The sequence below is a fragment of the Pseudomonas sp. NFACC14 genome (assembly GCF_900106885.1).
Taxonomy (GTDB): domain Bacteria; phylum Pseudomonadota; class Gammaproteobacteria; order Pseudomonadales; family Pseudomonadaceae; genus Aquipseudomonas; species Aquipseudomonas fluorescens_AA.
In genome coordinates this window covers 267,886-289,482 of the sequence record NZ_FNOA01000003.1, presented here as the reverse complement: position 1 = coordinate 289,482, position 21,597 = coordinate 267,886, and the positions used below count along the sequence as shown (strand labels likewise).

The 21,597-nt window shown below is 63.0% G+C and carries 19 protein-coding genes; 16 read left to right on the top strand and 3 right to left on the bottom strand.

Features of this window, described 5'->3' with window-relative positions; all coding sequences use genetic code 11:
* Nucleotides 1-165: 165 nt before the first annotated feature.
* The 14 genes from BLU85_RS07960 (at nt 166) to BLU85_RS07895 (ending at nt 15,661) form a co-directional block, all read left to right on the top strand.
* Nucleotides 166-1,788 (top strand): methyl-accepting chemotaxis protein, encoded by a 1,623-nt coding sequence (locus tag BLU85_RS07960; RefSeq protein WP_092202277.1) that lies wholly within the window; start codon nt 166-168, stop codon nt 1,786-1,788.
* Nucleotides 1,788-2,324, top strand: coding sequence for a chemotaxis protein CheW (locus tag BLU85_RS07955; RefSeq protein ID WP_092202275.1), 537 nt, complete (start codon nt 1,788-1,790; stop codon nt 2,322-2,324). Before BLU85_RS07960 ends, BLU85_RS07955 begins: the two co-directional genes overlap by 1 nt.
* Nucleotides 2,321-3,586 carry a CheR family methyltransferase gene (locus BLU85_RS07950; RefSeq protein ID WP_092202273.1) on the top strand — a complete coding sequence of 422 codons (1,266 nt, stop codon included), beginning with the start codon at nt 2,321-2,323 and terminating at the stop codon, nt 3,584-3,586. Before BLU85_RS07955 ends, BLU85_RS07950 begins: the two co-directional genes overlap by 4 nt.
* A complete protein-coding gene (locus BLU85_RS07945; protein ID WP_092202271.1) occupies nt 3,583-4,251 on the top strand; it encodes a chemotaxis protein CheW in 669 nt (222 codons plus the stop codon). The genes BLU85_RS07950 and BLU85_RS07945 overlap by 4 nt, the downstream gene beginning before the upstream one ends.
* Entirely contained in the window at nt 4,248-6,512 is a 2,265-nt protein-coding gene (locus BLU85_RS07940) for a hybrid sensor histidine kinase/response regulator (protein WP_092202269.1), read from the top strand. The genes BLU85_RS07945 and BLU85_RS07940 overlap by 4 nt, the downstream gene beginning before the upstream one ends.
* Nucleotides 6,509-7,519: a chemotaxis response regulator protein-glutamate methylesterase gene (locus BLU85_RS07935; protein WP_092202267.1), complete on the top strand. Its 1,011-nt coding sequence runs from the start codon at nt 6,509-6,511 to the stop codon at nt 7,517-7,519. The genes BLU85_RS07940 and BLU85_RS07935 overlap by 4 nt, the downstream gene beginning before the upstream one ends.
* A gap of 45 nt (nt 7,520-7,564) precedes the next feature.
* On the top strand, nt 7,565-8,566 hold the full coding sequence (locus BLU85_RS07930) for a response regulator (RefSeq protein ID WP_092202265.1): 1,002 nt from the start codon (nt 7,565-7,567) through the stop codon (nt 8,564-8,566).
* 280 nt (nt 8,567-8,846) lie between these two features.
* A protein-coding gene (gene prfB / locus BLU85_RS07925) for a peptide chain release factor 2 (protein WP_139207972.1) occupies nt 8,847-9,942 on the top strand; the annotation gives its coding sequence in 2 pieces (ribosomal slippage) (nt 8,847-8,918 and nt 8,920-9,942; 1,095 coding nt in all).
* A 108-nt stretch (nt 9,943-10,050) separates the two neighbouring features.
* Nucleotides 10,051-11,553, top strand: coding sequence for a lysine--tRNA ligase (gene lysS / locus BLU85_RS07920; protein ID WP_092202263.1), 1,503 nt, complete (start codon nt 10,051-10,053; stop codon nt 11,551-11,553).
* Between the two features lie 101 nt (nt 11,554-11,654).
* Entirely contained in the window at nt 11,655-12,371 is a 717-nt protein-coding gene (locus BLU85_RS07915; RefSeq protein WP_092202261.1) for a TetR/AcrR family transcriptional regulator, read from the top strand.
* Nucleotides 12,372-12,414: 43 nt separating this feature from the next.
* Nucleotides 12,415-12,969 (top strand): hypothetical protein, encoded by a 555-nt coding sequence (locus BLU85_RS07910; protein WP_092202259.1) that lies wholly within the window; start codon nt 12,415-12,417, stop codon nt 12,967-12,969.
* 36 nt (nt 12,970-13,005) lie between these two features.
* Nucleotides 13,006-14,283, top strand: coding sequence for a flavohemoglobin expression-modulating QEGLA motif protein (locus BLU85_RS07905; protein ID WP_092202257.1), 1,278 nt, complete (start codon nt 13,006-13,008; stop codon nt 14,281-14,283).
* Between the two features lie 146 nt (nt 14,284-14,429).
* Nucleotides 14,430-15,335: an alpha/beta hydrolase gene (locus BLU85_RS07900; protein ID WP_092202255.1), complete on the top strand. Its 906-nt coding sequence runs from the start codon at nt 14,430-14,432 to the stop codon at nt 15,333-15,335.
* Nucleotides 15,332-15,661, top strand: coding sequence for a PA3694 family proteiin (locus BLU85_RS07895; protein ID WP_030139524.1), 330 nt, complete (start codon nt 15,332-15,334; stop codon nt 15,659-15,661). Before BLU85_RS07900 ends, BLU85_RS07895 begins: the two co-directional genes overlap by 4 nt.
* 188 nt (nt 15,662-15,849) lie before the next feature.
* On the opposite strand, the gene BLU85_RS07890 is transcribed toward BLU85_RS07895, so the two are convergent.
* The 3 genes from BLU85_RS07890 to BLU85_RS07880 all read right to left on the bottom strand — a co-directional run bounded on the left by BLU85_RS07890 (nt 15,850) and on the right by BLU85_RS07880 (nt 17,834).
* Nucleotides 15,850-16,638, bottom strand: a complete 789-nt coding sequence (locus BLU85_RS07890; protein ID WP_092202370.1) for a lipotoxin F family OmpA-related lipoprotein LptF — start codon at nt 16,636-16,638, stop codon at nt 15,850-15,852.
* 51 nt (nt 16,639-16,689) lie between these two features.
* Nucleotides 16,690-17,103: a DUF4398 domain-containing protein gene (locus BLU85_RS07885; protein WP_092202253.1), complete on the bottom strand. Its 414-nt coding sequence runs from the start codon at nt 17,101-17,103 to the stop codon at nt 16,690-16,692.
* 386 nt (nt 17,104-17,489) lie between these two features.
* Entirely contained in the window at nt 17,490-17,834 is a 345-nt protein-coding gene (locus BLU85_RS07880) for a hypothetical protein (RefSeq protein WP_003198166.1), read from the bottom strand.
* 179 nt (nt 17,835-18,013) lie between these two features.
* Here BLU85_RS07880 and ppc point away from each other — a divergent pair, with 179 nt between their 5' ends.
* Both ppc and adk read left to right on the top strand, forming a co-directional pair.
* A complete protein-coding gene (gene ppc / locus BLU85_RS07875; RefSeq protein WP_092202251.1) occupies nt 18,014-20,644 on the top strand; it encodes a phosphoenolpyruvate carboxylase in 2,631 nt (876 codons plus the stop codon).
* Between the two features lie 291 nt (nt 20,645-20,935).
* A complete protein-coding gene (adk, locus tag BLU85_RS07870) occupies nt 20,936-21,583 on the top strand; it encodes an adenylate kinase (RefSeq protein ID WP_092165800.1) in 648 nt (215 codons plus the stop codon).
* Nucleotides 21,584-21,597: the final 14 nt, after the last annotated feature.

Genomic DNA, 21,597 nt, shown 5'->3' with positions numbered 1-21,597 from the left:
CACAGCGTTTTCGACTGGTACACCGTTATCGCGAGCAAGCTCGCTCCCACAGGGATGCACTCCATCGCGAACCTCGGCCTGGTCAAAATCCTCCCTCGTGGCCATACAGACGCCACGCCGCCCTCGGCTATACTCCCCAGCATTTCAAAGGCCCGAGGTTTTACTGTGAAGAATTGGACATTGCGCCAACGCATCCTGGCGAGTTTTGCGGTGATCATCGCCATTATGCTGCTGATGGTGGTTGTCTCTTATTCACGGTTGTTGAAGATCCAGGACAGTGAAGAAAGGGTCCGGGCCGATGCGGTGCCGGGGGTGTATTACAGCTCCATGATCCGGGGTGGCTGGGTCGACAGCTATGTCCTGACCCAACAGATCGTCGGCCTCTCGGGCAACCGGGAAATCACCGCCGAGGACAAGGCCCGCTACCAGGGTTTCGAGCAGCACCTGCGCGAAGAGATACAGAACTATCAGAAGTTGATCCAGAACCCGGCCGACCAAGCCTCGTTCGACGAGTTCGAGGCCTTCCACCTGGCGTTCAATCAGGCTGTGGCAAAGGTTCTGGACTTGTACCAGCGCAAGGATTACGAGGGGGCGCGGCTGGCGCTGGAGAAAGACCTGACGCCCGCATGGATCGGTGGCCGCGGGCATTTGAATCAGATCATCGAGCGTAATCGCGAGCTGGCGCAAAGCGCCACCCAGACCATTGGCGATGCGGTGACGGCGGCCAAGGTCGCCATGGGCCTGTCGTTTCTGGTCGCACTGATCATCGCCTTGCTCTGCGGCCTATTGCTGATGCGGGCGATCATGGCGCCGATGAACCGTATCGTCGAGATCCTCGCGATCATGCGCAGTGGCGATCTGAGCGGGCGCCTGAACCTGGCGCGCAAAGACGAATTCGGCGCCGTGGAAACCGGCTTCAACGACATGATGGCTGAACTGACCTCGCTGGTGTCCCAGGCCCAGCGCTCTTCCGTGCAGGTCACCACCTCGGTCACCGAAATCGCCGCCACCTCCCGCCAGCAACAGGCCACGGCCACCGAAACCGCCGCCACCACCACCGAGATCGGCGCGACGTCCCGGGAAATCGCCGCCACCTCCCGGGATCTGGTGCGCACCATGACCGAAGTCTCCACTGCCGCCGACCAGGCTTCGGTGGCCGCCGGCTCTGGCCAGCAAGGCCTGGCGCGCATGGAGGAAACCATGCATTCGGTGATGGGCGCCGCCGACTTGGTGAACGCCAAGCTGGCGATCCTCAACGAGAAGGCCGGCAACATCAACCAGGTGGTGGTGACCATCGTCAAGGTGGCCGACCAGACCAACCTGCTATCCCTTAACGCGGCCATCGAGGCCGAGAAGGCCGGTGAGTACGGGCGCGGTTTCGCCGTGGTGGCCACGGAAGTGCGGCGCCTGGCCGACCAGACCGCCGTGGCGACCTATGACATCGAGCAGATGGTGCGCGAGATCCAGTCCGCGGTGTCGGCCGGTGTGATGGGCATGGACAAGTTCTCCGAAGAAGTGCGCCGGGGCATGGCCGAAGTGCAGCAGATCGGCGAGCAACTGTCGCAGATCATCCATCAGGTCCAGGCCCTGGCCCCGCGGGTGCTGATGGTCAACGAAGGCATGCAGGCCCAGGCCACCGGTGCGGAGCAGATCAATCACGCCTTGGTGCAACTGGGCGATGCCAGCAGCCAGACCGTTGAGTCCCTGCGCCAGGCCAGTTCCGCCATCGACGAGCTGAGCCAGGTCGCCGTGGGGCTGCGCAGCGGCGTCTCGCGTTTCAAAGTCTGATGGGCGAAATCGATACCCGGCGTGGCGCCGCACCGACGGCCCGCCAGTCGTTGTTCCTGGTGTTCAGTATCGGCAACGAACGGTACGCCCTGCAGGCCATCGATGTGGTGGAGGTGCTGCCGCGCTTGCCCCTCAAGCCGATTGCCCGGGCGCCGTCCTGGGTGGCGGGGGTGTTTGCCTGGCGCGGCACGATGGTGCCGGTGATCGACCTGTGCGCCCTGACGTTCGGCCAGAATGCCGAGGCCCGGACCAGTACGCGGCTGGTGCTGGTGCGTTATCGAAGCGATGGGCAACAAGCCGGGCAAGTGCTGGGACTGATCCTGGAACAGGCGACCGACACCGTGCGTTGTGATCCGGCCGATTTCAAACCCTATGGCCTGGACAATCGGCAGGCGCCGTATCTCGGCCCCGTACGCGAGGATGTTCACGGATTGCTGCAATGGGTGCGGGTCAATGACCTGCTCGACGAATCCGTTCGGGCGCTGCTGTTTCCTGCGCCGCCGCTGGACCTCGACGACCTCGGGGCAACGCCATGAACGACGATCAGCGTTTTTTCGATTTTCTCAAGGAACGCATCGGCCTCGATGTGACCTCCGTCGGCACCGCGATCATCGAGCGGGCCGTGCGCCAACGGATCAGTGCCGTGCCCGGTCGAACCGCCGATGAGTACTGGCAGACCTTGCAGCATTCGGCCCCGGAGCAGCAGGCGCTGATCGAAGCGGTGATCGTCCCGGAGACCTGGTTTTTCCGCTATCCCGAATCCTTCGCGACCCTCGCCAGGCTGGCCGTCAAGCGCTTGGCCGAGATCAAGCACCTGCGTGCGCTGCGCATCCTCAGCTTGCCGTGTTCCACGGGCGAAGAGCCTTATTCCATCGCCATGGCCTTGCTCGACGCGGGCCTGGGGCCACATCAGTTCAAGGTCGAAGGCCTGGACGTCAGCCCGCTGTCGGTGGCGCGGGCCAAGGACGCGCGCTACGGCAAAAACTCCTTCCGTGGCGCCGACCTGGTTTTTCGCGAACGGCATTTCGACGTCGCGGACGAGGGTTACCGTCTCAGCGAACGGGTGCGTGAACAGGTGCGCTTGCAGGTGGGCAACCTGCTGGATCCGGCCTTGCTGGTGAACGAGGCGCCTTATGATTTTGTGTTCTGTCGCAACTTGCTGATCTATTTCGACCAGCCGACCCAGCAGCAGGTGTTCGAGGTGCTCAAGCGCCTGACCCATCAGGACGGCGTGCTGTTTATCGGCCCCGCCGAGGGCAGCTTGCTGGGACGCCTGGGCATGCGCTCGATCGGGATAGCCCAATCGTTCGCCTTCAGTCGCCACGGGGCTGTGGAGCCTCAACCGGTGCCGGCGTTGATGCCGCCGCCGTTGCCGATTCGTCAGCCGCCGCCCCGGGCCGTTGTGCCGGTGATTCGGCCGCGGCCGTTTGCCGCGAACGTCACGCCGATTGCCCCACCCAAGAGCAGCGACGCCGCGACCTTGCTGGCCAATATCGCCGCCCTGGCCAACGGTGGCAAAAGCGCCGAGGCCCGTGGGGCGTGCGAAGAGTATTTGCGCAGCCATGCGCCGAACGCCCAGGTGTTCTATTGGCTGGGCCTGCTCAGCGACATGGCCGGCAGTGCGCTTGAAGCCCAGGGTTTTTATCGCAAGGCGCTTTATCTTGAACCGCAACACGCCGAGGCCCTGGTGCATCTGGCGGCGCTGCTGGCTTCCCAGGGAGACGCGGCCGGAGCCCGTCGATTGCAGGAACGCGCCGCCCGTAGCGGGCGCACGGCAGACAGTGAGCACAAACGATGAGCGGTTCGGCTTCTTACAACGTCACCCATGACGATGCCCAGGCGATCGATGATTGCTGGAACCGCATCGGGGTGCATGGCGATAAATCCTGTCCACTGTTGGTCGAGCATATCCACTGCCGCAATTGCTCGGTGTACTCGGCGGCCGCCACCCGGCTGCTCGACCGTTACACCTTGCCGCAGGATCAACGGGACTTGTCCCTGGCCCCGGTGGACAACGAGGTGGTCACACGCTCGCTGCTGATGTTCCGCCTCGGCGAGGAATGGCTGGGCCTGACGACGCGCAGCCTGGTGGAAGTGGCACCGTTGCAGCCGATCCACTCGTTGCCCCACCAACGCTCACGGGCCTTGCTGGGCGTGGTGAATGTACGTGGGGCACTGGTGGCCTGCCTGTCGCTGGTGGAGCTGTTGGACCTGGAGCCCGGCGCGGCGGTGGCCGGTACACGGGTCATGCCGCGCATGTTGATTGTCGCGGCCAAGGGCGGGCCGGTGGTGGTGCCGGTGGATGAGGTGGACGGCATCCACGCCATCGATGAGCGCATCCTGGCGAGCGCTTCGCTATCGGCGGGCAAGTACACCCGTGGCGTGTTGCCCTACAAAGGCCGCAGCCTGCGCTGGCTGGATGAAGAACAGCTGCTGTCCGCCGTGGCCCGGAGCCTGTCATGACCCCTGACCAGATGCGCGACGCTTCGCTGTTGGAACTGTTCAGCCTGGAGGCCGATGCCCAAGTCCAGGTGCTGAGCACCGGGTTGCTGGCCTTGGAGCGCGATCCGACCCAGGCCGATTACCTCGAATCGTGCATGCGCGCGGCGCATTCCCTCAAGGGCGCGGCACGTATCGTCGGGGTGGACGCCGGCGTCAGCGTGGCCCACGTCATGGAGGATTGCCTGGTCGGCGCCCAGGAGCGGCGCCTGATGCTGGGGGCCGAACATATCGATGCTTTGCTGCAAGGTACCGACTTGCTGACGCGCATCGCCACGCCGGGCAACAACGTCGGCGCCCAGGACATCGACGCCTATGTGGCGTTGATGGGGCGTTTGCTCGACCCCAACGCCGCACCAATGCCGGCGCTGGTACCGACAAGCATCGAGGTGCCTGTCGACCCCGTCAGTGTCGAGCTGCTCGTTCCGGAACCGTTCGCGGCACCGGAGCCGGCTCCGAAGAATAAACGGGTTACCGAAGGCGGCGAGCGAGTCTTGCGGGTCACGGCCGAACGCCTCAACAGCTTGCTCGACCTGTCGAGCAAGTCCTTGGTCGAGACCCAGCGCCTCAAGCCCTGGCTGGCGACGATGCAACGGCTCAAGCGCCAGCAAGGCACTGGCTTGCGCGCCCTTGAAGAGCTGAATATGCACCTCAAGGATCATGCCCTGAGCCTGCAGGCCCAGGAAGCCCTTGGCGATGCCCGCCGCTTGCTCGCCGAGACCCAGCAGTTGCTGGCGCAGAAAACTGCCGAGCTGGATGAGTTCGCCTGGCAGGCCAGCCAACGGGCGCAGGTACTGTACGACACGGCGCTGGCCTGTCGCATGCGGCCGTTCGCCGACGTGCTTACGGGCCAGGTGCGTATGGTCCGTGACCTGGGCCGCAGCCTGGGCAAACAAGTGCGCCTGGAGATCGAAGGCGAGAAAACCCAGGTCGACCGCGATGTCCTGGAAAAGCTCGAAGCGCCACTGACCCACTTGCTGCGCAACGCCGTGGACCATGGCATCGAAGCCCCGGAGCAACGAATACTGGCCGGCAAGCCCGCCGAAGGCCTGATCCGCCTGCGCGCCTCTCATCAGGCTGGCCTGCTGGTCTTGGAGTTGGTGGACGACGGCGCCGGGGTGGACCTGGAGCGGGTGCGCCGCAGTATCGTCGAGCGCGGTCTTTCCCCTGAGCAAACCGCCGCCAGCCTGAGCGAAGAGGAGCTGCTGACCTTCCTGTTCCTGCCCGGTTTCAGCCTGCGCGACAAAGTCACCGAAGTGTCCGGGCGCGGCGTCGGCCTGGATGCGGTCCAGCACATGGTCCGGCAGTTGCGCGGGGCGGTGGTGCTGGAGCAGACGGCGGGCGAGGGCAGTCGTTTCCATCTCGAGGTGCCACTGACGCTGTCGGTGGTGCGCAGCCTGGTGGTGGAAGTCGGCAATGAGGCGTATGCCTTCCCCCTGGCCCACATCGAACGCATGTGCGACCTGGCGCCGGAAGACATCGTCCAGGTCGAAGGGCGTCAGCATTTCTGGCACGAAGGCCGGCATATCGGCTTGGTCGCCGCCAGCCAGTTGCTCGATCGCCCGTCGACGCAGAACGGCGGCCAGACCCTCAAGGTCGTGGTGATCCGCGAGCGCGAGACGATCTACGGGGTGGCGGTGGAGCGGTTCATCGGCGAGCGAACCCTGGTCGTCCTGCCCTTGGACGAACGCCTGGGCAAGGTCCAGGACATTTCCGCCGGGGCCCTGCTCGACGATGGCTCGGTGGTGTTGATTATCGATGTCGAAGACCTGTTGCGCTCGGTGGAAAAATTGCTCGATACCGGGCGCCTGGAGCGCATCGCCCGGCAGAACCAGGCCCAGGCCCCGCGCAAGCGGATCCTGGTGGTGGACGATTCCCTGACCGTACGCGAGTTGCAACGCAAGTTGCTGCTCAATCGCGGCTATGACGTGGCGGTGGCGGTGGATGGCATGGATGGCTGGAATGCATTGCGCTCAGAGGATTTCGACTTGCTGATCACCGATATCGACATGCCGCGCATGGACGGTATCGAGCTGGTGTCGCTGTTGCGGCGCGACAACCGCTTGCAGTCGCTGCCGGTGATGGTGGTGTCCTACAAGGATCGCGAAGAAGATCGTCGCCGTGGCCTCGACGCCGGCGCCGACTATTATTTGGCCAAGGCGAGTTTCCACGACGACGCCTTGCTCGACGCCGTGGTTGAACTGATCGGAGGAGCGCGCGCTTGAAGATCGCCATCGTCAATGACATGCCCCTGGCGGTCGAGGCCCTGCGCCGGGCCCTGGCGTTCGAGCCGGCGCATCAACTGGTCTGGGTGGCCGCCAACGGGGCCGAGGCGGTGCAGCGTTGCGCCGAGTTCACCCCGGACCTGATCCTGATGGATTTGCTCATGCCGATCATGGATGGGGTGGAGGCCACTCGGCGGATCATGGCCGACAGCCCCTGCGCGATCGTGATTGTCACCGGGGACAGCCAGCAGAACGTCCACCGGGTGTTCGAGGCCATGGGCCATGGCGCGCTGGATGTGGTCGATACCCCGGCCCTGGGGGTCGGTAATCCGGCGGACGCGGCTGCACCGCTGCTGCGCAAGATCGCCAACATCGGCTGGCTGATCGGTGAGCGCAACAAGCATGAGCGCCCCGCGCCAGCGGCGCAGCGAACGGCGGTGTCGCGCAAGAGCCTGGTGGCCATCGGGTCGTCGGCGGGCGGGCCGGCGGCGCTGGAAGTGCTGCTCAAGGCCTTGCCGCGGGACTTTGCCCCAGCGATCGTACTGGTCCAGCATGTGGACGAGGTGTTCGCCGCGGGCATGGCCGAGTGGCTGGGCAGTGTGTCGGGCCACACGGTGCGCCTGGCCCGGCACGGTGAGACGCCGCAAAGTGGCACGGTGCTGCTGGCCGGGACCAACCATCATCTGCGTTTGTTGAAGAACGGCACCCTGGCCTATACCGCCGAGCCGGTGAACGAAATCTACCGGCCCTCCATCGACGTGTTTTTTGAAAGTGTCGCCCAGTACTGGAGCGGTGACGCGGTGGGCGTATTGCTCACCGGCATGGGCCGCGATGGTGCGCAAGGGCTTAAACTCATGCGCCAGCAGGGCTATGTGACCATCGCTCAGGACCAGCGCAGCAGCGCGGTGTATGGCATGCCCAAAGCAGCGGCCGCTATCGATGCCGCCGTCCATATTCTTGCCCTGGACGCCATCGCGCCACGGCTGTTGGAGATTGTGACCCCATGAAGAACCCCGCGAGCCTTGCCCCGGGCCGTACCCAGGTAAGCCATCATGAATGATCTGCAGCTCGACGATTTCAAGCGCGATGAGAACGCCGCCATGGTCTTGCTCGTCGACGATCAGGCGATGATCGGCGAAGCGGTGCGGCGTGGGTTGTCGAATGAAGAAAACATCGACTTCCATTTCTGCTCCGACCCCCATCAGGCCATCGCCCACGCGATTCGCATCAAGCCGACGGTGATTCTCCAGGACCTGGTGATGCCCGGCCTGGATGGCCTGAGCCTGGTGCGCGAGTACCGTAACCATCCCTCCACCCGCGATATCCCGATCATTGTCCTGTCCACCAAGGAGGACCCGCTGGTCAAGAGCGCGGCGTTCGCCGCCGGGGCCAACGACTATCTGGTCAAGTTGCCGGACAACATCGAATTGGTGGCGCGCATCCGCTATCACTCGCGGTCATACATGATGCTGTTGCAGCGCGACGCGGCCTATCGCGCGCTGCGGGTCAGCCAGCAGCAACTGCTCGACACCAACCTGGTGCTGCAACGGTTGATGAACTCCGACGGCCTGACCGGGTTGTCCAATCGCCGGCATTTCGATGAGTACCTGGAGCTGGAATGGCGCCGGGCGATGCGCGACCAGAGCCAACTGTCGCTGCTGATGATCGACGTGGACTACTTCAAGGCCTACAACGACAATTTCGGTCATCTGGAGGGCGACGAAGCCCTGCGCAAGGTTGCCACGGCGATCCGCGAGGCGTGCAGCCGTCCGTCCGACTTGCCGGCCCGCTATGGCGGCGAGGAGTTCGCCCTGGTGCTGCCGGGCACCTCGCCGGGCGGCGCCCGGTTGATGGCCGAAAAACTGCGCCAGAGCGTCGTCGCCCTGAAAATCCCCCACACCACGCCCGATGGCGGCGAGAACCTGACCGTCAGCATCGGTGTCTCGACGGTCACGCCGCAGCAAGGTGGCGATTGCCGGCAACTGATTTCGGCGGCGGACAAGGGGCTGTACCTGGCCAAGCACAATGGGCGCAATCGGGTGGGCGTCGAATAACCTTCGGTCGATGATGGACGCTTTTGTGGCGAGGGGATTTATCCCCGTTGGGCTGCGAAGCAGCCCCAAATTCAGCTGACACGATTTGCCTGAAGCACCGCAGGGTCCGATTCTGGGGCTGCTTCGCAGCCCAACGGGGATAAATCCCCTCGCCACAGGGGTGTGTACCAGGCTCGGTCTTGATTTCATTGCCCCTAAAGCCGCCAGGCGGGCTGCCGCTGGCGCTTGATTACGTTATACTCGCCGGCTTTCAAAAGTTCGCCTACGAGTGCTGCCCGCCATGGAAATCAACCCGATCCTTAACACCATCAAGGACCTGTCCGAGCGCTCCGAAACTATTCGGGGGTATCTTTGACTACGATCAAAAGCATGAGCGCCTGACCGAAGTCAATCGCGAGCTTGAAGATCCGAGTGTCTGGAACAACCCTTCGTACGCCCAGGAACTGGGCCGCGAGCGTTCTGCGCTGGCGCAGATCGTCGAGACCCTGGACGAGTTGTCCAGCGGCCTGGCCGATTGCCGCGACCTGCTGGACATGGCTGTCGAAGAGAACGATGAAGGCGCGGTCGGCGATGTCGTCGCCGAGCTGACACGCCTCGACGAGAACCTCGCCAAGCTGGAATTCCGTCGCATGTTCAGCGGCGAGATGGACATGAACAACGCCTACCTGGACATCCAGGCCGGTTCCGGCGGCACCGAGGCCCAGGACTGGGCCAACATCCTGTTGCGCATGTACCTGCGCTGGGCTGACAAGCGCGGTTTCGACGCCACCATCATGGAACTGTCGGCCGGCGAAGTCGCCGGGATCAAGGGCGCCACCGTGCACATCAAGGGCGAATACGCCTTTGGCTGGCTGCGGACCGAGATCGGCGTGCACCGCCTGGTGCGCAAGAGCCCGTTCGACTCCGGTAACCGTCGCCACACCTCGTTCTCGGCCGTGTTCGTTTCGCCGGAAATCGACGACAACATCGAGATCGAGATCAACCCGGCGGACCTGCGCATCGACACCTACCGTTCCTCCGGGGCCGGTGGCCAGCACGTCAACACCACCGACTCGGCGGTACGGATTACCCACGTACCGACCAACACCGTGGTCAGTTGCCAGAACGAGCGCTCCCAGCACGCCAACAAAGACACCGCGATGAAGATGCTGCGGGCCCGCTTGTACGAGCAGGAAGTGCAGAAACGCAACGCGGCGTCCCAGGCGCTGGAAGACACCAAGTCGGACATCGGCTGGGGTCACCAGATCCGTTCGTACGTGCTCGACGCCTCGCGGATCAAGGACCTGCGTACCGGCATCGAACGCAGCGATTGCGACAAGGTGCTCGACGGCGATATCGATGAATACCTGATCGCCAGCCTCAAGCAAGGGCTGTAACGCGACACCCATGCGGCGGTCGGGCACGCTTCCCTCAGGAAGCGCGGCTCGCCCGCGAACTCCGGCCCGGGCCGGGGGCAACGAACCTGTGATGGAATCCTTAAAGACATGAGCGACCTAGAACTCGACCCGCAAGCCCTGCAACAGGAAGAAAACTCCCTGATCGCCCTGCGCAAGGAAAAGCTTGCTGCCGAGCGCGCCAAGGGCCAGGCCTTCCCCAACGACTTCCGCCGCGACGCCTACTGCGACGTCTTGCAGAAGCAGTATGCGGACAAGACCAAGGAGGAGCTGGCCGAGGCGGCGATTCCAGTCAAGGTGGCCGGTCGTATCATGCTCAATCGTGGTTCGTTCATGGTGATCCAGGACATGACCGGGCGCATCCAGGTCTACGTCAACCGCAAGACCCTGCCGGAAGAAACCCTGGCGGCCGTCAAGACCTGGGACCTGGGCGACATCATTGCCGCCGAAGGCACCCTGGCCCGTTCCGGCAAGGGTGACCTGTACGTCGAGATGACCAGCGTGCGCCTGCTGACCAAGTCCCTGCGCCCGCTTCCGGACAAGCACCATGGCCTGACCGACACCGAGCAGCGCTATCGCCAGCGCTACGTCGACCTGATCGTCAACGAAGAAGTGCGCCAGACGTTCCGCGTGCGTTCGCAAGTCATCGCCCACATCCGCAGCTTCCTGATGAAGCGTGACTTCCTGGAAGTCGAGACGCCGATGCTGCAGACCATCCCTGGCGGTGCGGCGGCCAAGCCGTTCGAAACCCACCACAATGCCCTGGACATGGAAATGTTCCTGCGCATCGCGCCGGAGCTGTACCTCAAGCGGCTGGTGGTCGGTGGCTTCGAGAAAGTCTTCGAGATCAACCGCAACTTCCGTAACGAAGGCGTTTCGACCCGGCACAACCCCGAGTTCACCATGCTCGAGTTCTACCAGGCCTACGCCGACTACGAAGACAACATGGACCTGACCGAGGAACTGTTCCGCGAGCTGGCGCAGCTGGTCCTGGGCAGCACCGACGTGCCGTACGGCGACAAGGTGTTCCACTTCGGCGAGCCGTTCGTGCGGCTGTCGGTGTTCGACTCGATCCTCAAGTACAACCCTGAGATCACCGCCGCCGACCTGCAGGACATCGACAAGGCCCGCGCCATCGCCAAGAAGGCCGGCGCCAAGGTGCTCGGTTTCGAAGGCCTGGGCAAGCTGCAAGTGATGATTTTCGAAGAGCTGGTCGAGCACAAGCTGGAACAGCCGCACTTCATCACCCAGTACCCGTTCGAAGTGTCGCCGCTGGCCCGTCGCAACGACGAGAACCCAAGCGTGACCGACCGTTTCGAGCTGTTCATCGGTGGTCGTGAAATCGCCAACGCCTATTCCGAGCTCAACGATGCCGAAGACCAGGCCGAGCGTTTCATGGCCCAGGTGGCCGACAAGGACGCCGGCGACGACGAAGCCATGCACTACGATGCCGACTTCGTACGCGCCCTGGAGTACGGCATGCCGCCGACCGCCGGCGAAGGCGTCGGCATCGATCGCCTGGTGATGTTGTTGACCAACTCACCGTCGATCCGGGATGTGATTCTCTTCCCGCACATGCGGCCTCAAGCGTAAGTGCTTCAACTAAAAAGCCGCCTCGATGGGCGGCTTTTTATTGCCTGTCTGGTACAAACGTATCAATTGGTTAGTTTTTCAAAGAGCGAGGAAGACCTGTCGTGAATCGTGCAATGGCTTCAGAAGGTGCAGCGGGCGTCGCCACGGCTGTCGCTGAAAGTGTTCAGTACCAGGGCCGCAAGGCCAGCCGACAGGGCAGTGAGCAGCGTCGCCAGGAGATTCTCGATGCGGCCATGCGCATTGTCGTGCGCGATGGCGTGCGTGCGGTGCGTCACCGCGCGGTGGCCGCTGAAGCGGGCGTGCCGCTGTCGGCCACCACCTATTATTTCAAGGACATCGATGACCTGCTCACCGATACCTTCGCCCAGTATGTGGAGCGCAGTGCCGCGTTCATGGCCAAGCTGTGGACCAACAAGGAAGGTCTGCTACGGGAAATGGTCGCCTACGGGGACGGCAGCGCCGGATCCCGCTCGCAACTGGCAGACGATATGGCACGCCTGGCCGCCGACTACGTGCAGCATCAGTTGCACACCCGCCGCGAATACCTGATGGCCGAACAGGCCTTTCGCCAGGAAGCGCTGCTCAACCCGCGACTGGCTGAACTGGTGCGTTCCCATCAGCAGATCCTGCTGCAAGGTACCTGTCATATTTTCCAGGTATTGGGCTCGCGTGATCCGCAACAGGATGCCAAAGTGTTGACGGCGATTATCGGACGGATGGAATATCAGGGCTTGCTCAATGGTGCCGAGCCAGTCGCCGATGAAGATATGCTCGGCATCCTGACCCGCTACATGCACCTGGTACTGGCGTCGGTGTGACCCATTTGTGGGCCACCACAGCCTTTGTGGCGAGGGAGTTCAAATGAAAGCCTGGCGTGCCGTTGTACTGGCCGTGTCGTTGCTGCTGCTCAGTGGCTGCCTGGTGTCGTTCAAGGCACCGTTGCCTGACAGCGAAGCCGCGCCCGCGGGCCTGCTCGGCCACTGGACCAGCACCAATGCCTGGGGAGAACCGTTGAACCTGGAGTTGACGCAGGTCGGCAAGCACCGCTACCAGGCCATCAGCTACTTCAGGGCCAGGCCCCATGAGCGCGAAGCCATTCCCCTGACCGTCTCCCGGCACGGCAGCCGCTGGTACCTGTCGGCCAAGGTGCCGGCCCGCTATGGGGGACATTTCCTGATCGCCGGTTTCGAATTGACCGATAAACAGGAACTGGTGGTCTACAACCTGGATCTGGAACAGATCAACCAGGCTATCGACCAGAAGCTCCTCAGCGGCCAGCCGAACCAGAGCGAGGAGGGCGAAGGCGTGTTGGTGGACAGCGACATGAACAAGGTTTTCAGCTACCTCGACGACCCGGCCAATTCCGATGTGTTCTCGGAAGCCGTGCGTTACCAAAGACCGGCCAAATCCCAATAATTGCTACAAGCGGACGTTTTTTCACAGGAGTTCCGGGTGGACGATTACCAGCAGACGATACGCAACTTGTCCGATCGCATTGTGCTGGCGCAAACGCCGATTCGCATCCTCGATGCGGTGAAGTGGGACGAGAACATCCGCAAGGGGTTTCTCAAGGCCAAGGGCAAGGAAATGCCTGCGGTGGATCGCGACTATTACCTCAACCGGCCACTGTCCTTCGACTCCAGCAAAGTGAAGCTGGAGTTCCAGAACATCGAGCGTGACATCACCCGTCAACTGGGGCAGTTCAACCCGGTTGGCCAGATCATGCGCCGCATGTGCAAGGAATACCGCATGGTGGTGCGCATGCTCGAAGCGCGTGGCACCGAGGATTTCGGGCTGATCTCCCAGGAACTCTATGGCGCCGCCTCCGATGCCTTCCACGCCGGCGACCCGACCCTGGCCGACCTGGGCCTGATGCTTTCCGATTACCTGAATAATATCGATGGCCGTGGCGACCTCAAGGACGAGCCGAAAGTCCTCAGCGCCAAGGAAGCCGTCAACCTGTTGCAACACCGTCTCAACCGGGTGTTCGGCGAAGCGGAGGAAACCATCCGGGTGTTCGAGTCCGACGGCATCGTGGCCGACGCGGCGGCGGGCGCGGACTACATCAAGATCCGCACCGATGCGATGTTCAACGAACGCGATGTGCGGGCGCTGGAGGTCCATGAAGGGCTGGTGCACGTCGGCACCACCCTCAACGGCCTGAACCAGCCGATCTGCACCTTCCTGTCCAAGGGCCCGCCCTCGTCCACGGTGACCCAGGAAGGCCTGGCGATCCTGATGGAAATCATCACCTTCGCCTCCTACCCCAGTCGCCTGCGCAAGCTGACCAACCGCACCCGGGCCATTCACATGGTGGAGGAGGGCGCCGATTTCCTGCAGGTCTTCGAGTTCTTCCGCGAGCAGGGTTTTGAAATGGCCGAAAGCTACGGCAACGCCAGCCGGGTGTTCCGTGGCTCGGTGCCGACCGGGCTGCCATTCACCAAGGACTTGTCCTACCTCAAGGGCTTCATCATGGTTTACAACTACATTCAGCTGGCCGTGCGCAAAGGCAAGCTGGAGCAGGTGCCGCTGCTGTTCTGCGGCAAGACTACCCTGGAGGACATGCGCACCTTGCGCCAGTTGGTGGACGAAGGCCTGGTGGTGCCGCCCAAATACCTGCCCGAGCAGTTCCGCGACATGAACGCCCTGTCGGCCTGGATGTGTTTCTCCAACTTCCTGAACCACCTGAGCCTGGACCGGATCGAGGCGGATTATTCCAATATCCTTTGAATACAACACTCACCCCCTGTGGGAGCGAGCTTGCTCGCGATAGCAGCAGGACAGTCAACACAGCCGTGACTGAACCGCCGCTATCGCGAGCAAGCTCGCTCCCACAAGGGGGGATGTTTCAACCTGATCTTGCGAGGTTTCACCGGATGCGAACCCTCGGCATCTTTTGCCTGTTGCTGGCCCTGAGCGGTTGCAGCTCACTGCTGTTCTACCCCGAGCGCGGCCTGCCGTTTACCCCCGAGCGGGCCAAGCTCGAGTACCGCGACGTCACCCTGACCACCGCTGACGGCCTCAAGCTCCGAGGCTGGTGGCTGCCCGTCAAACCAGGCGTGGAGGTCAAGGGCACGGTACTGCATTTGCACGGCAACGGCGGCAACCTGGCCTGGCACCTGGGCGGGAGCTGGTGGTTGCCGGAGCAGGGGTACCAGGTGTTGATGGTCGATTACCGGGGTTACGGCGTGTCCGAAGGCGAGCCGAGCCTGCCGGCGATTTACCAGGACATCGACGCCGCGTTCCAATGGCTCGACCAGTCGCCCGAGGTCCAGGGCAAGCCGCTGGTGCTGCTCGGCCAGAGCCTGGGCGGCGCGCTGGCGGTGCATTACCTGGTGGAACATCCCCTGCGGCAACGGCAGCTCAAGGCCTTGGTGCTCGATGGCGTGCCCGCCAGTTACCGCGACGTCGGGCAGTTTGCCCTGAGCACATCGTGGCTGACCTGGCCGTTTCAGGTGCCGTTGTCCTGGCTGGTGCCGGACGGTGACAGCGCGATCAGTTCCGTGGCGCAGTTGAATGGCGTACCGAAATTGATCTACCACAGCCTGGATGACCCTATCGTGCCTCTTTCCAACGGCATCCGCCTGTATCAAGCTGCGCCGCCACCGCGGGTCCTGCAACTGACCCGCGGCGGCCATGTGCAGACATTCGCCGACCCGACCTGGCGCACCGTGATGCTGCGCTACCTCGACGACCCCCAGCACTTTGACGGCCTGCGCCGCCTGGGCGAAGTCCCGAACTACCCGAAATCATCCGTTGAATCACCAGAGAAGCCGCAATGAGCGAAGAACGTAACGCCATCCCCCTGATCATCACCGGTATCTGCAGCATCCTCGGCACCGTTGCGGTGCTGTGGTACTACGGCTACCTGCACTTCGCCAAGCCCGAGGATGCGTTGCTGCTCAACCAATTCACGATGCTCAAGACCGTGCCGGGGGAGGACTACAAAGTGTCCCTGGAGCCGGCCCCCCAGGTCGCCCAATGCATCGACGGTGTACTGGTGTTGTTCGACACCGAGCAGAAAGGCCTGACCGGTGTGCTGATCAACGAGAAGAAACGCGCGGTGCGCTGCATGGGCCAGGAGACGCCGCAGAAGCTTCAGCCGTAACAATTCCCTGTGGGAGCGAGCTTGCTCGCGATAAAGGTGGATCAGCCAACGCCTATGTCGACTGACCTGTCGCCATCGCGAGCAAGCTCGCTCCCACAGGGGATACGACCAGCTCAACAAAATGTGCAGCCATTAAAAAGCCCCGCCTGATTGAAGTCAGGCGGGGCTTTTTTGTTGCGCTCAGCCGATCAGTTGGCGCTCATGGTCGAGCGCGGGGCCACTGGCTGGTTGTCGTTGGAGATGGTCACTTCCACGCGACGGTTCATGGCGCGGCCCGAGACGCTGGTGTTGTCAGCGACCGGGAATTCCTTGCCGTAGCCCTGGGTCACGATACGGGCTGGGTCGACGCCCATCTTCACCAGCTCGGTGCGCACGGAGCTCGCGCGGCGTTCCGACAGCGACTGGTTGTAGGAATCCGAACCGGTGCTGTCGGTGTAGCCTTCGATGATCACCTTGCGGTCCGGGTTTTCCTGGAGGAACTGCGCCAGTTTGTTCACGTTCGTTATGCCGCTGGCACGCAGGTCGGACTTGTTGGTGGCGAACAGCACGTCGCCGAAGGTCACCAGGGTGCCGCGTTCGGTCTGTTTGGCGTTCAGGCTGTCCTGCAGTTGCTTGATCTGCGCGTTGCGAGCGTCGAGCAGCGCACGGGCGCGTTCGTCGCCGGCGTTTTTCAGCTCGGCTTCGGCGTTGCGCAGGGCGATGGTCTGCTTGGCCACTTCGACGCGCTGATTGGTCAGGTAGGCCAACTGGTCGACCTTGGCTTCGTCTTCCTTGTCCAGGTAAGCCTTGTCGGCCTTGGCCAGGAAGTCCGCCGCGTCTTTGGTTTCCAGGGCCGCCACTTTGGTCGCCGCCGGGTCGGCCTGCAGGCCGTTGAAGTTGGTCCGCGCCTGTTCCAGGTTCGCGTTCGGGTCATGGGAGCAAGCGGCCAGGGCTACGCAGGCTGCGAGCAGGGCGGGCATCATCAAGTGTTTGTGCATCATAGTCTGTCGTCCTTTTATCAATGAGAAGTACGTCGTGGCGTGAACGGATTACTGAAGCTTGTTCATGCCTTCCTGACGCAGTTCCTGAACCCCTTTCTGAGAATCCTTGAGTGCTTGTTCGGCCTTGGCGGCCTGGGCCTTGCGCTCGGCGACGCGGGCATCCCATTCGGCCTGTTCGGCCAGTCGCTTGGCTTCGTCGTACTTCTTGTCATGCATGGCGATTTCGGCTTGCTTCAGTTTGTCCTGGGCCGATTTCATTTCCACGGCGGCGAATTCGGTGCCGCCGGCGCTGACCGCGCTGTTGACCGCCGATTGGGTCACCGCGTACTGCTCAGACGGTGGATTACCGGCGCAACCGGCGAGAATGAAGCTGCTACCGATCGCCAGGGCAGCCAGCTTCAAGCCGCGCAGGCCAGTGGATGAGGGTTTGGCAGTGCAGGTATTCATAGGCTTCAACTCCATTGGAAAACTCCTGAAAAAACGACAAATCCATGCTGGGACCGAAACCGTGACGTCTGGTTTGGCGTTGGCGCCAAGGCGCGTTTATTTAAACAACCGTTCCAGTATGGTTACTCGGTGTGACCCGAGGCGTTTTTCAAAAGTTCAGCGGGGATGGCCATTCGCCAAAAGGAATTACTGACTGATCGGTCAGTGGCAAAAAAGCTGAACTTTCAGGCCGCGCAGCGGTATTCCCGGCGTAGGGAGGCGTGCGTTTTTTGGGAGGGGGCGCGCGTAGGAGCTGCCGAGCGAAGCGAGGCTGCGATCTTTCCCCTGCCGCTTGAGTCTCAAGCGAAAGATCAAGATCGCAGCCTTCGGCAGCTCCTGCAAAGATTTTCGCCGTAGAGAAATCAGTGCTTGGACTTGTCGTTCTGCGAGGAAAGTTCGTGCAGATGCCGACGGGACAAGGCGAGGAATCGCGGGGTCGGGCCCACATCTTCGTACAGCGGGTCACCTTCTTCATCGGTGGCCACGACTTGCGAACCCTTGATATAGGGGAAGCTCGCTTCCAGCTCTTCCAGCGCCGCCCCGATCAGTTCGCCCAGCAGTTCCTCGGGCTGGCGCTTGGGGTACATGTCGCAAATCGCCGCCAGGCGCGCGGCGGCTTCCACGTCCAGATGGATCGTGTAGCCAGTCTGGGTCAGGCGACCCTTGGCGTTCTCTTCCCAATGCTGGGCAAGCTCACGAATTTTCATGATGACCTCAATCAGCCTGCTCGTGGCAGGCGCGGTGAGTGACGAGCCGTTGTGTGGCTTACTCATGAGACTAGCTGTGTTGGACAAGGTTTAAAGTCCCTTCGTCGCTTGTCATAAGTGGCGGGCATCGGCACTCTCTAAGCAAGAGCTGTCCGGACTTTTTTGCTGGAGAAATGCTGATGACCGATATCGATGCCCGCTTGCGCGAGGATGTCCACCTGCTCGGCGAACTGCTGGGCAATACCATCCGCGAACAGTACGGGGACACGTTTCTCGACAAGATCGAGCAGATCCGCAAGGGGGCCAAGGCTGACCGACGCGGCTCCGTGGACGCCGAACTCAGCGCCAGCCTCAACCAACTGAGCGAGGATGAATTGCTGCCGGTGGCGCGCGCGTTCAACCAGTTTCTCAACCTCGCCAACATTGCCGAACAGTACCAACTGATCCACCGTCGCGACGAGTCGCAACCGGCGCCCTTCGAGGCACGGGTCCTGCCCGAGCTGCTCGCCCGGTTGCGGGCCGAGGGCCATGGCGCCGAGGCGCTGGCCCGGCAGTTGGGGCGCCTGGAGATCGAACTGGTCCTCACGGCCCACCCCACGGAAGTGGCTCGCCGTACGCTGATCCAGAAATACGACGCCATCGCCGCGCAACTGGCCGCCCAGGATCACCGCGACCTGACCAGCGCCGAGCGCGCGCAGATTCACGAACGATTGCAACGCTTGATCGCCGAAGCCTGGCACACCGAAGAGATCCGCCGCACCCGGCCGACCCCGGTGGATGAAGCCAAGTGGGGGTTCGCGGTGATCGAGCATTCACTGTGGCACGCCATCCCCAATTACCTGCGCAAGGCCGATCAGGCCCTGCATGCCGCCACCGGCTTGCGTCTGCCGCTGGAGGCCGCACCCATCCGCTTTGCCTCGTGGATGGGCGGCGACCGTGACGGCAACCCGAATGTCACTGCTACCGTGACCCGCGAGGTGCTGTTGCTGGCGCGGTGGATGGCGGCGGACCTGTACCTGCGTGACGTCGACCAACTGGCGGCCGAGCTGTCCATGCAAAACGCCAGTGAGGCCTTGCGTGCCCAGGCCGGCGACAGCGCCGAACCTTATCGCGCCGTGCTCAAGCAACTGCGCGAACGCCTGCGCGCCACCCGCAACTGGGCCCACGCCTCGTTGAGTGCCGCCACGCCACCCGGCGCCGAGGTGTTGCGGCACAACCGCGAACTGTTGGACCCCCTGGAGCTGTGCTACCACTCCCTGCACGAGTGCGGCATGGGCGTGATTGCCGACGGGCCGTTGCTCGATTGCCTGCGTCGGGCGGTGACCTTCGGCTTGTTCCTGGTGCGCCTCGATGTGCGCCAGGACTCGACGCGCCATAGCGCCGCCATGACGGAAATAACCGACTACCTGGGCCTGGGCCGCTATGAGGATTGGAACGAGGAGCAGCGCATCGGCTTCCTGCTCGAGGAACTGAACAACCGGCGCCCGCTGTTGCCGGCCCATTTCAAGCCCTCGGCCGACACGGCGGAAGTGTTGGCGACGTGCCGGGAAGTGGCGGCGGCGCCAGCGGCGTCCCTGGGTTCTTACGTGATCTCCATGGCCGGCGCGGCTTCCGATGTCCTCGCCGTGCAGCTGTTGTTGAAGGACGCTGGCGTGTTGCGGCCGATGCGGGTGGTGCCGCTGTTCGAAACCCTGGCCGACCTGGACAACGCCGGGCCGGTGATCGAGCGGCTGTTGCTGCTGCCCGGCTATCGCTCACGGCTGCAAGGCCCCCAGGAAGTGATGATCGGCTATTCCGACTCGGCCAAGGATGCCGGGACCACGGCGGCGGCCTGGGCACAGTATCGGGCCCAGGAGCGGCTGGTGGACATCTGCCGCGAGCAGCAAGTCGAACTGCTGTTGTTCCACGGCCGTGGCGGCACCGTGGGCCGTGGCGGCGGTCCGGCGCACGCGGCGATCCTGTCCCAGCCACCCGGTTCGGTGGCCGGGCGTTTCCGCACCACCGAACAAGGCGAAATGATTCGTTTCAAATTCGGCCTACCGGACATCGCCGAACAGAACCTCAATCTTTACCTCGCCGCGGTGCTTGAAGCGACGTTGCTGCCACCGCCGCCACCCACGCCGCAGTGGCGGGACTTGATGGACGAACTGGCGGCCGATGGCGTCAGTGCCTACCGCGCCGTGGTGCGGGAGAACCCGCAATTCGTCGAGTACTTCCGCCAGTCCACCCCCGAGCAGGAACTCGGGCGCCTGCCCCTGGGCAGCCGTCCGGCCAAGCGTCGGGCCGGCGGCATCGAAAGCCTGCGGGCGATCCCGTGGATCTTCGGCTGGACCCAGACCCGCCTGATGCTGCCGGCCTGGCTCGGCTGGGAAACCGCGCTGAGCAAGGCCCTGGAGCGCGGCGAGGGTGAGTTGCTGGGGCAGATGCGCGAGCAATGGCCGTTCTTCCGGACCCGCATCGATATGTTGGAGATGGTGCTGGCCAAGGCCGACGCCGATATCGCACGCTCTTACGACGAGCGTTTGGTGGAACCTGGGCTGCTGCCTTTGGGTGCGCATTTACGCGACCTATTGTCGCAGGCTTGCTCGGTGGTCCTTGGCTTGACCGGGCAGTCGCAGCTACTGGCACATAGCCCTGCCACGCTGGAATTCATTCGCCTGCGCAACACCTACCTCGACCCGTTGCACCTGTTGCAGGCCGAGTTGTTGGCGCGCTCGCGGCAGCAGGATGTGGCCCAGGGCAGCCCCGTGGAACAGGCGTTGCTGGTGTCTGTGGCGGGGATCGCCGCCGGTTTGCGCAATACCGGCTAACATCAGACAACGCACCGAAACGGCTCGTCCGGCGTTGCCGGGCGTTGCCTGCAGGGGGAGGGAGCAGGTCGGGCAGGCGACAGTTTGTTGTTCGGTTGCGACGCTCGCCACCCCCTCCGAAGGTCGTATCGGGCGCGGGTTACTCCGACTTTCGGCGGCTTGTGTGGGTCGGGCCTGCTGTGTATCTTGATCAGCCTTTGGCCGTTTGGGCGGTCACGATCCTGTTTTTCGAAGATTGGCCCCACGAGGCGAATCCGAGCGTTTTACATAAAAAAATTGAGGAGCACATCGATGCGCGTCATTCTGCTGGGAGCTCCCGGGGCCGGTAAAGGTACTCAGGCAAAGTTCATCACCGAAAAATTCGGTATCCCGCAAATCTCCACTGGCGACATGCTGCGTGCCGCGGTCAAGGCGGGCACTCCACTGGGCGTTCAAGCCAAGAGCATCATGGATGCCGGCGGCCTGGTGTCGGATGACCTGATCATCGCCCTGGTCAAGGATCGCATCGCTCAACCCGACTGCGCCAATGGCTTCCTGTTCGATGGCTTCCCGCGCACCATTCCCCAGGCTGAAGCCCTGGTGACGGCTGGTGTCGAGCTGGATGCGGTGGTTGAAATTGCCGTCGAAGACGAGGAAATCGTCCAGCGCATTGCCGGTCGACGCGTTCATGAGCCTTCCGGTCGCGTTTACCACACCGTCTACAATCCGCCGAAAACCGAAGGCAAGGACGATGTGACGGGTGAAGACCTGGTGCAACGCAAGGACGACACCGAAGAAACCGTGCGTCATCGCCTGTCGGTCTACCATTCCCAGACCAAGCCGCTGGTGAATTTCTACCAGAAACTGTCGGCTGCCAATGGCAAGCCGAAATACAGCCACATCGAAGGTGTCGGTTCGGTTGAAGCGATCACGGCCAAGGTGCTTGCAGCCTTGAGCTGAAAAGTCTGATCCGT

Excerpts from the sequence above, each read along its gene's own strand:
- BLU85_RS07895 (WP_030139524.1), top strand. The coding sequence starts at position 15,332 with ATGAGCGAAGAACGTAACGCCATCCCCCTGATCATCACCGGTATCTGC.
- BLU85_RS07950 (WP_092202273.1), top strand. The coding sequence starts at position 2,321 with ATGAACGACGATCAGCGTTTTTTCGATTTTCTCAAGGAACGCATCGGC.
- adk (WP_092165800.1), top strand. The coding sequence starts at position 20,936 with ATGCGCGTCATTCTGCTGGGAGCTCCCGGGGCCGGTAAAGGTACTCAG.
- BLU85_RS07900 (WP_092202255.1), top strand. The coding sequence starts at position 14,430 with ATGCGAACCCTCGGCATCTTTTGCCTGTTGCTGGCCCTGAGCGGTTGC.
- BLU85_RS07885 (WP_092202253.1), bottom strand. The coding sequence starts at position 17,103 with ATGGAGTTGAAGCCTATGAATACCTGCACTGCCAAACCCTCATCCACT.
- BLU85_RS07955 (WP_092202275.1), top strand. The coding sequence starts at position 1,788 with ATGGGCGAAATCGATACCCGGCGTGGCGCCGCACCGACGGCCCGCCAG.
- BLU85_RS07910 (WP_092202259.1), top strand. The coding sequence starts at position 12,415 with ATGAAAGCCTGGCGTGCCGTTGTACTGGCCGTGTCGTTGCTGCTGCTC.
- BLU85_RS07930 (WP_092202265.1), top strand. The coding sequence starts at position 7,565 with ATGAATGATCTGCAGCTCGACGATTTCAAGCGCGATGAGAACGCCGCC.
- BLU85_RS07940 (WP_092202269.1), top strand. The coding sequence starts at position 4,248 with ATGACCCCTGACCAGATGCGCGACGCTTCGCTGTTGGAACTGTTCAGC.
- lysS (WP_092202263.1), top strand. The coding sequence starts at position 10,051 with ATGAGCGACCTAGAACTCGACCCGCAAGCCCTGCAACAGGAAGAAAAC.
- BLU85_RS07945 (WP_092202271.1), top strand. The coding sequence starts at position 3,583 with ATGAGCGGTTCGGCTTCTTACAACGTCACCCATGACGATGCCCAGGCG.
- BLU85_RS07890 (WP_092202370.1), bottom strand. The coding sequence starts at position 16,638 with ATGCACAAACACTTGATGATGCCCGCCCTGCTCGCAGCCTGCGTAGCC.
- BLU85_RS07880 (WP_003198166.1), bottom strand. The coding sequence starts at position 17,834 with ATGAAAATTCGTGAGCTTGCCCAGCATTGGGAAGAGAACGCCAAGGGT.
- ppc (WP_092202251.1), top strand. The coding sequence starts at position 18,014 with ATGACCGATATCGATGCCCGCTTGCGCGAGGATGTCCACCTGCTCGGC.